This is a genomic window from Pengzhenrongella sp., assembly GCF_036565025.1.
In the GTDB taxonomy this organism is placed as follows: domain Bacteria; phylum Actinomycetota; class Actinomycetes; order Actinomycetales; family Cellulomonadaceae; genus Pengzhenrongella.
Window position 1 is genome coordinate 1 of record NZ_DATCNW010000278.1, and the last position, 7,135, is coordinate 7,135.

Here is a 7,135-nt window from a genome sequence, read left to right on the forward strand (position 1 = left end):
CGTCGCCGTTCCAGGGATAGCCGTCGCGAAGGAACCGTTCTTGGCGTTGTACGCGTCCGATGCCACCGAGACGGTTTTGACGTCGGCCTTGCATGCCGCTACCTGGGCGTCATGCCGGAACGTCGAGACGCCGAACACGACAATGCCGGCGAGAATACCGAGCACGACGATGACGATGAGCAGCTCGATGAGGGTGAAGCCCTCTTCACGGGCGTCGCGGATCTGCTGTCTGAACATGGGGGTGGGTCCCTTCCTTGGTCTTGGGGTCAACGGGCGGGTGCCCGACCCCCGAGATTTTCCTGCGGCCTCCCGGCTGCAATGAGTGTCCCGCTTTCGCGGGTGCTCGGACGGGATTCACAAAGCGTTCTGGACATTTCACCCGCAACGGGTTCGCGTCCTTTGTGCTCTTTGTCTGTCATTCGAGCACGTGCCAGTTCAGGACCTTCACCTGCCGAAGCCCGTCGGTCGGGACCGGCCACGGGCTCACGATCTGGACGGTCGACCGGCCGACCAGCCGCCACGGGCCCGTCCCGGCTGCGGACGGGGCGACGGCGCACTGCGCCGTGGTGCCCGTGCACGCGTAGGCCGCGAGGTACACGGCGGGGTCGACGACGGTCAGCGCCGGCATCCCGATGACGGGGCCCGCGTACCCGCCCGCCGGCGGCGTACCGGTGATCGTCAGGGACCTCGAGACGATCCCGCTCTCGAACACCGGCGCCGTGACCCCAGCCGCGTTGATCTTCAGGGTCGCCAACGGGGCGTACGTCGTCCCGTGCAGGTAGAGCGCCGCTGCGGCCTGGGTGGTGATCAGCGGCAGCGACGTTGCGCACACGTTCCCGACGCAGTTGGGCAGCGCGTTGATCGGCGTCTTCTCCCCGCGCATGCCCGGGGGTGTCCAGGTCAGCACGAGCTGCATGGGGTTCTGCTCGGCGGCGAGTTTTTGGAAGGAGAGGTTGTACTTCACGGCCGTCACGAAGTAGTCGAGGCGGAGCGTGGAGAGCCCGTAGGTCCAGACCTCCTTCTTCAGGCTGCCCGTCAGGTCGATGATCTCGGTCGCGACTGTCGCGGACGGGGTGACCTGAACCGTCGGGGGCACCAGCGCGGTGCCGGCCCGCCCGGCGTTCGGATACGCGGTCACCGAGACCTTGTCGCCGTCGGTCCCACCCTGGGTGCCCGGGTTGAGCGTCGCGTATTCCCGGTGGACGACCGTGAGCTTCGCGCCCACGAGGACGGATCCGGCGGGGATCGCGGTGACCGGGTTCGCGACGTAGGGGATGCGCATGAGCGTGTCGCGTCCGGGCTGGCGATCCACGGCCGCAGTCGACACGGTGCCGACTGTGGTGAACGGCACGTCGGGCGACACGCCCAGCGTCGCGTCGAACGTCGGCACCGAGGTCGCGCTCGCGGAGGGGACCGCCGGCGTCGTCGAGCCTTGCACGACGAGCGAGGGGGAGGTGGTCGTCTGCCGGCCACAGAGCTCGACCTTTCCGTTGACGACATTCATCCGGCTCGAACCCCCGAAGACGAACTGGACTCCCTGATTGGGGTCCGAGGAGTCGAGGGGGCTGATGCACGAACCAGGAACGGGTGGCACGCCACCCGCCACCCAGCCCTTCTTGGTGCCACCGACGACGGAGATCGCCGGGTTGTCGATGGTCCACACGTTGTCGCCGCGCGGAAAGTCCCCGCCCGCCTCGACGTTCGCCATCTCCTTGTTGCGGAAGTCGAAGAAGTACACGCCGGGGTTGAACAGGAACGGCTTGCCGCAGGTGGGGTCGGAGGTCAGCGCCGTCAGCGCCGCTGCGTCGTCGTAGTAGCCGGGGTTGAACTGGACCACGGCGCCGGCCGGGCAGGTCGCTGGAACGACCACCCGCACCAGCGGGACGGGCGTCGCCGGCTGGGCGTAACCGGGGTCTGTGGTCGAGCCCAACGAGTCGGGGCAGGACTTCGAGCCTGTGGTGATGATCTGGGCCAGCGGGCAGGTGCCCCTGGCCACGACCGGTCCACCGGCGACCGCGATGCTGGCGGCCGGGTCGGCGGCCGTAATCGTCGAGGTGATGTCGACCTTGCCGGTGATGCGCAGGACACCGGTTGCCGCATGCGTGAGCCCCGTCTCGCTCACCGCGGGGGCTTGAAGCAGGGGCGCGATGGTGAGCAGCGCGGCCGGCGGCTGGGTGGCCGCCGTGACGTGGGGGCCGGCGACGGGCGTGCCGGTGCCGGCCTTCGGCGTGCAGGTGACCACGACCGAGTGCCCGGCCGTGCCCGGGAAGTCCACCCGGGTCGTCGGCTTCGGGCACGGCACGGCCGAGTCCTGGTAGGTGCTCTGGCGCAGCGTGTCGATTGCGACGTCCAGCACGGCGGAGGTGTCCGACGCCAGTGCGTGCCGGTCCGCGGTGGCCCGCGCCGACCCGATGCCCGCCCCCGCGTAGCTGAGCAGCGCGGCCAGCGCGAGGCCGACCATCGTGACGAAGATCAGGGTCAGCATCAGGGAGGCGCCGTCGTCCCGCCGCAACCGCGTGCGCAGGCCCGGTCTCACGGGACCGCTCCGGTAGTCGGTGACGATCTTCTCGTGCCGGACAGGACGACCGGTGCGCCGCTGCCGAGGCGGTTCAGGGTCATCGTCATGGACGTGCTCGTGGCCGCGCAGGTCTCCACTGCGTGGTCGGAGTTCCGGCACGTGACCGGCGGGGCGGTGGTGGTGAGACTGCGGGCGACGACCGTCTGATGGGTGTTCGAGCGAGGATCCGGAGGAGTCGTCGTCGCGAACCCGGTCTCGCACTCGAGGCGCGTCAACTGCCCCGAAGTGACACTGCCGACCGTGCTCACCTTGAACAGGTAGCCGACCCAGGTCTGCGTCACGGTGGACGTGGCGCGGTCGTCGAACGACTGACCGCTGAATGCGGCGATCGCCGTGCCGGTCGCACCGCAGGCCGCGGACCCACCGGCGGACATCGAGTTCGCTCCCGCGACGTCGCCGCCAAAATAGGCCGCCGCGAACTGCTCGTCGCGGGTCAGGTCCACCCGGCTCGTGGTCTCCTTGTTCGCGCGGAGGGCCCCGAACATCGCCAGCGACATGGCCGAGAAGACCACCCCGAGGATCCCGATCGAGATGACGAGCTCGATGAGGGTGAACCCGTCGTCGGTCCGCCCTCGCCGGCGGAAGTTCGTCATCACGCGCACCCAGCCTTCGCGCAGGGGCGCCGGACGACGACGTCGTATTTCGAGGTGAGTCCGGAATAGGCCGCGCCGTCCACGGTCATGGTGAGCTCCAGCCGCTGGACGTCGCTGCACCCTCCGGTGCCGAAGCCGGTGCCGTTCCAGTACGTGACGTCGGTGATCTGCGGGGTAAACCCCACAGGCAGGGTCTCCAGGCCCGCCGGCGCCGGGTCGGTGTACGCCCAGGTGGCCGAGGCGTAGGTCGCGACCGTCGCGCACCGCTGGAACGTCGAGTCGGTCGTCTGGTCGACGACGTGCTCGCCCCAGGTACGTAGGAGGGCCTGGGCGTGGATCTGGCGCTGGTCCAGGTGGGACGCGTCGATCGAGACGAGCACCCCACCGAGGATCGCCACGGCGCTGGTTCCGATGATCGAGATCGAGATGAGCAGCTCCACGAGCGTCTCGCCCGCGTCGGAGCGTGGCCGTCTCATCCGAGGTTGGCCGTGCGGAAGATGCCGTACATCGCCGAGACGAGGGCAACGGCGACGAAACCCACGATCCCGCCCATGACCGTGATGACGACCGGTTCGATGATCGCGGTGACCTTGGAGATCTTGAAGTCGAGCTCGCGCTCGTAGAACATCGCGGCGACCTCGAGCTGGGTGTCGAGCGTCCCGGTGTCCTCCCCGACCCGGATCATCTGCGCCGCGATGCCGGGGAAGAGGCCGGTCGAGGAGATCGGTTGCGCGAGACCCTCGCCCCGGAGCATCGCTGCCCGGACGCGGGTCAGCGCGCGCTCGAAGACCCGGTTGTTAAGGCTGGTCGTGGACACCTCCATCGCGAGCGGCAGCGGCACGCCCGCCTCGACCATCGAGGACAGCAGGCGGGTGAAGCGCTCGATCTTGGAGTACCGGATCGCCTCGCCCAGAACGGGCACCTTCAGCAGGATCTGGTGCCAGGCGTACTTGCCAACCGGAGTGCGCACGGCGAGGACGCCGGCGACGGTGGCTATCGCCGCCACCCCGAGGATCAGCCACCACCACGTGCCCATGAACCGGGTCGCGCCGAGCAGCATCCGGGTCGGCAGCGGGAGCTCGGCGTCGAGGCTGGCGAAGAAGTCCTCGAACTTGGGGAGCACGAAGACGCTCAGCACGACGATCGTGCCGATCGACATGACGAACACGATCGCGGGGTAGAGCATCGCGTTCTGGATCTTGCGTCGCGCTTCGACGTCCCGCTCGATGTACGCGGAGAGCTGGTCCAGCACGCTGTCGAGCTTGCCGGTGAGCTCGGCCGAGCGCAGGATGCCGCGGTACCACTCGGGGAAGTCCCTCGGATGCTTGTCGATCGCCTCGGAGAGCGTGAGCCCGGACCGCAGGTCCCGGTCGACGGCGCCCAGCACGCGTCGGACGGCGCCCTTGTCGTTCTCCTCGGCGAGCACCCGGATCGCGTCGAGGATCGGGATGCCGGCTCGCAGGAACGCGGAGAGCTGGCGGCTCAGGTGCATGAGGTCCGCGGGCTTGACGCGCGCCGCGGAGATCTCGAACTCGCGCCAGCCCTTCTTCGGCTCGAGCTGGGTGACCCGCATCTTCTGCTGCACGAGCTCGACGCGTGCCGCGGCGAGCGTCGTCGCGGTGTGCACGCCGGTCGCCTGAGCACCGTCCGGCTTGACCGCCACGTAGGCGAACTTCGGCATGTCGTTCCTCTCGTGGGTGCAGGGCTGGCCGGCGCAGGGTTCGCCCGGCGCATCGCGAGCTAGAGCATGTAGATGGACCGCAAGATCTCGCCGATCGTCGTGACGTCCTGGCCGGCGAGCTGGATCCCGCCCTCGCGCAGGGGTACGAGGCCTTGGGTGACCGCGACGCGGCGCATGTCGTCGTGCGACGGATTCGGCTGGACGAGCAGCTCGCGCATCTGCTCGGTCACCGTGAGCAGCTCGTAGACCCCGACCCGGTCGGAGTATCCGGTGTCCGAGCAGAAGTTGCAGCCCTCACCGACCCAGAAGTCGTGCTTCTCGGGCCCCCCCGCGGTCATGTAGAAGGCGAGCTCCTCGGCGGTCGGCGTGTACGGCACGCGGCAGTAGGTGCACATCTTGCGGACCAGCCGCTGCCCGACGACGCCCACCACCGACGACGCGACCAGGAAGGCCTCGATGCCCATGTCCAGGAACCGGTAGAGCGCCGAGACGGCGCTGGTCGCGTGCAGCGACGACAGCACGAAGTGCCCGGTGAGTGCGGACTGGACGGCGATGCGGGCGGTCTCGACGTCGCGCATCTCCCCGACCAGGATCATGTCCGGGTCCTGGCGCAGGATGGACTTCAGGCCGGTGGCGAAGGTGATGCCGGCCTGCGCGTTGATCTGGATCTGGTTGATCGAGGGGAACACGTACTCGACCGGGTCCTCGATCGTGGTGATGTTCCGGTCGGTGCTGTTCACCTCGGTCATCGACGCGTAGAGCGTGGTGGTCTTGCCGCTGCCGGTCGGGCCGGCGCAGATGACCATCCCGTACGGCGAGCGGATCATCTTGGCGTAGGCGGCGTGCGTCTCGGGCGGCATGCCGAGGTCGCCGAGGCGGTACAGCGAGCGGCTCTTGTCCAGGATCCGCATCACGACCTTCTCGCCCCAGACGTTGCCCATCGTGGCGACGCGGATGTCGATGCCCCGGTCGTCGACGCTGGTCGCGATCTGGCCGTCCTGCGGGCGACGGCGCTCGACGATGTTCATCCCGCCCATGATCTTGATCCGGCTCGCGACCGCCGGGCCCATCTCGGCGGGCAGGGTCAGCACGTCGTGCAGTGCGCCGTCGATCCGGTACCGGACTCGGACCTTGCCGTCCTGCGGCTCGATGTGCACGTCCGAGGCCCGGTCCCGCAGGGCCTGAGTGATGATGAGGTTGACGACCCGGACCACCGGGGCGTCCTCCTCGCTGTCCGCGACGTCCGTCTGCTTGACCGACGTCCGGACGTCCGCGGTCGCCGTGAAGGCCGCCACCTGGTCCTCGACCCTGCTCAGGGCCCGGAACGTCGAGTCGATCGCGCGCCGCACCTCCGAGGTCGTCGCGACGTGCAGCTGTGCCGGGCGGCCGATCGCGCGGAGCACCTCCTCGGTGATGGCCGGGGACGGATCGGAGATCGCGACATGCACCACGCCGTCGTCGGAGATGCGCAACGGGATCGCCTGCAGTCCGCGGGCCTTGCTCTCACCGAGCAGCGCGGCAACGTCTGCCTCGGGCGCGGTGCGGCTCAGGTCGACGAAGTCGAGGCCGATCTGGTGTGCCAGGGCGCGCGCGAGATCCCGCTCGGTGATCATCCCGAGCTCGATCAGCATGGTGCCCAGGCGCTGGCTCTCGGGCGTCTGCTGGAGGAGTGCCTCGGCCAGGGCCGCCGAACTGAGCGCCCCCTTCTCGACCAGGATGTCGCCGAGCGGGTTCGCCGCAGCGGACGCCCGCGGAGCGCTTGGCTCGGCGGTGTGCGCGCCCCCGGCGGCACGCCCCGCGTCCTTCGCCGGCGCCTGCTCGGGTACCTGGGGCGTGATTATCTCGGTGGACGCTCGACCTAGCCGCATGCTCGTCTCCCTGATGCCGCTGCGATCTTCAGGGCATGGAGATCGCCCATCGACAGTGAAGCAGTGAAGGCATTCTCACGAGCCGCAAGATCGAGATGATCCTTCGCCCCGCCGGTGCATTTCACCCGCCGCAGCGCCGCGACTCACGACAAAAGCCGCAATAGCACCAGAAGTTTTCTCACCCACGATCTCAGGATGTTCCCTCTTCATTACTGACCCGAGCGCGGCTACCGTCAGAAAATGACTGATGCGGTGCTTTCCACGGACCTCGATGCGCTCGTTGCCGCGCTCTGGGAGGCGAGGGGGACGGACCTGCTGCTCACAGCGTCGTCGCCCCCGCTGTTCCGGGTGAACGGCAACCTCTGGCCCGCGCAGGGACAGGAGGTGCTCGAAGGGACGGACACGGCGCGGATCG

General features: G+C 68.9%; 6 protein-coding genes. All 6 read right to left on the reverse strand.

Features of this window, described 5'->3' with window-relative positions; translation table 11 throughout:
• Positions 1-237 (reverse strand): competence type IV pilus major pilin ComGC (locus VIM26_RS16130; RefSeq protein ID WP_331952977.1); only part of this gene is annotated, 237 nt, incomplete at its 3' end.
• A gap of 178 nt (positions 238-415) precedes the next feature.
• Positions 416-2,536 carry a hypothetical protein gene (locus VIM26_RS16135; RefSeq protein ID WP_331952979.1) on the reverse strand — a complete coding sequence of 707 codons (2,121 nt, stop codon included), beginning with the start codon at positions 2,534-2,536 and terminating at the stop codon, positions 416-418.
• Positions 2,533-3,171: a type II secretion system protein gene (locus VIM26_RS16140; protein ID WP_331952981.1), complete on the reverse strand. Its 639-nt coding sequence runs from the start codon at positions 3,169-3,171 to the stop codon at positions 2,533-2,535. The genes VIM26_RS16135 and VIM26_RS16140 overlap by 4 nt, the downstream gene beginning before the upstream one ends.
• Positions 3,171-3,647, reverse strand: coding sequence for a type II secretion system protein (locus VIM26_RS16145; RefSeq protein WP_331952983.1), 477 nt, complete (start codon positions 3,645-3,647; stop codon positions 3,171-3,173). The genes VIM26_RS16140 and VIM26_RS16145 overlap by 1 nt, the downstream gene beginning before the upstream one ends.
• A complete protein-coding gene (locus VIM26_RS16150) occupies positions 3,644-4,852 on the reverse strand; it encodes a type II secretion system F family protein (RefSeq protein WP_331952985.1) in 1,209 nt (402 codons plus the stop codon). Before VIM26_RS16150 ends, VIM26_RS16145 begins: the two co-directional genes overlap by 4 nt.
• Positions 4,853-4,911: 59 nt before the next feature.
• A complete protein-coding gene (locus VIM26_RS16155) occupies positions 4,912-6,720 on the reverse strand; it encodes a GspE/PulE family protein (RefSeq protein WP_331952987.1) in 1,809 nt (602 codons plus the stop codon).
• Positions 6,721-7,135: the final 415 nt, after the last annotated feature.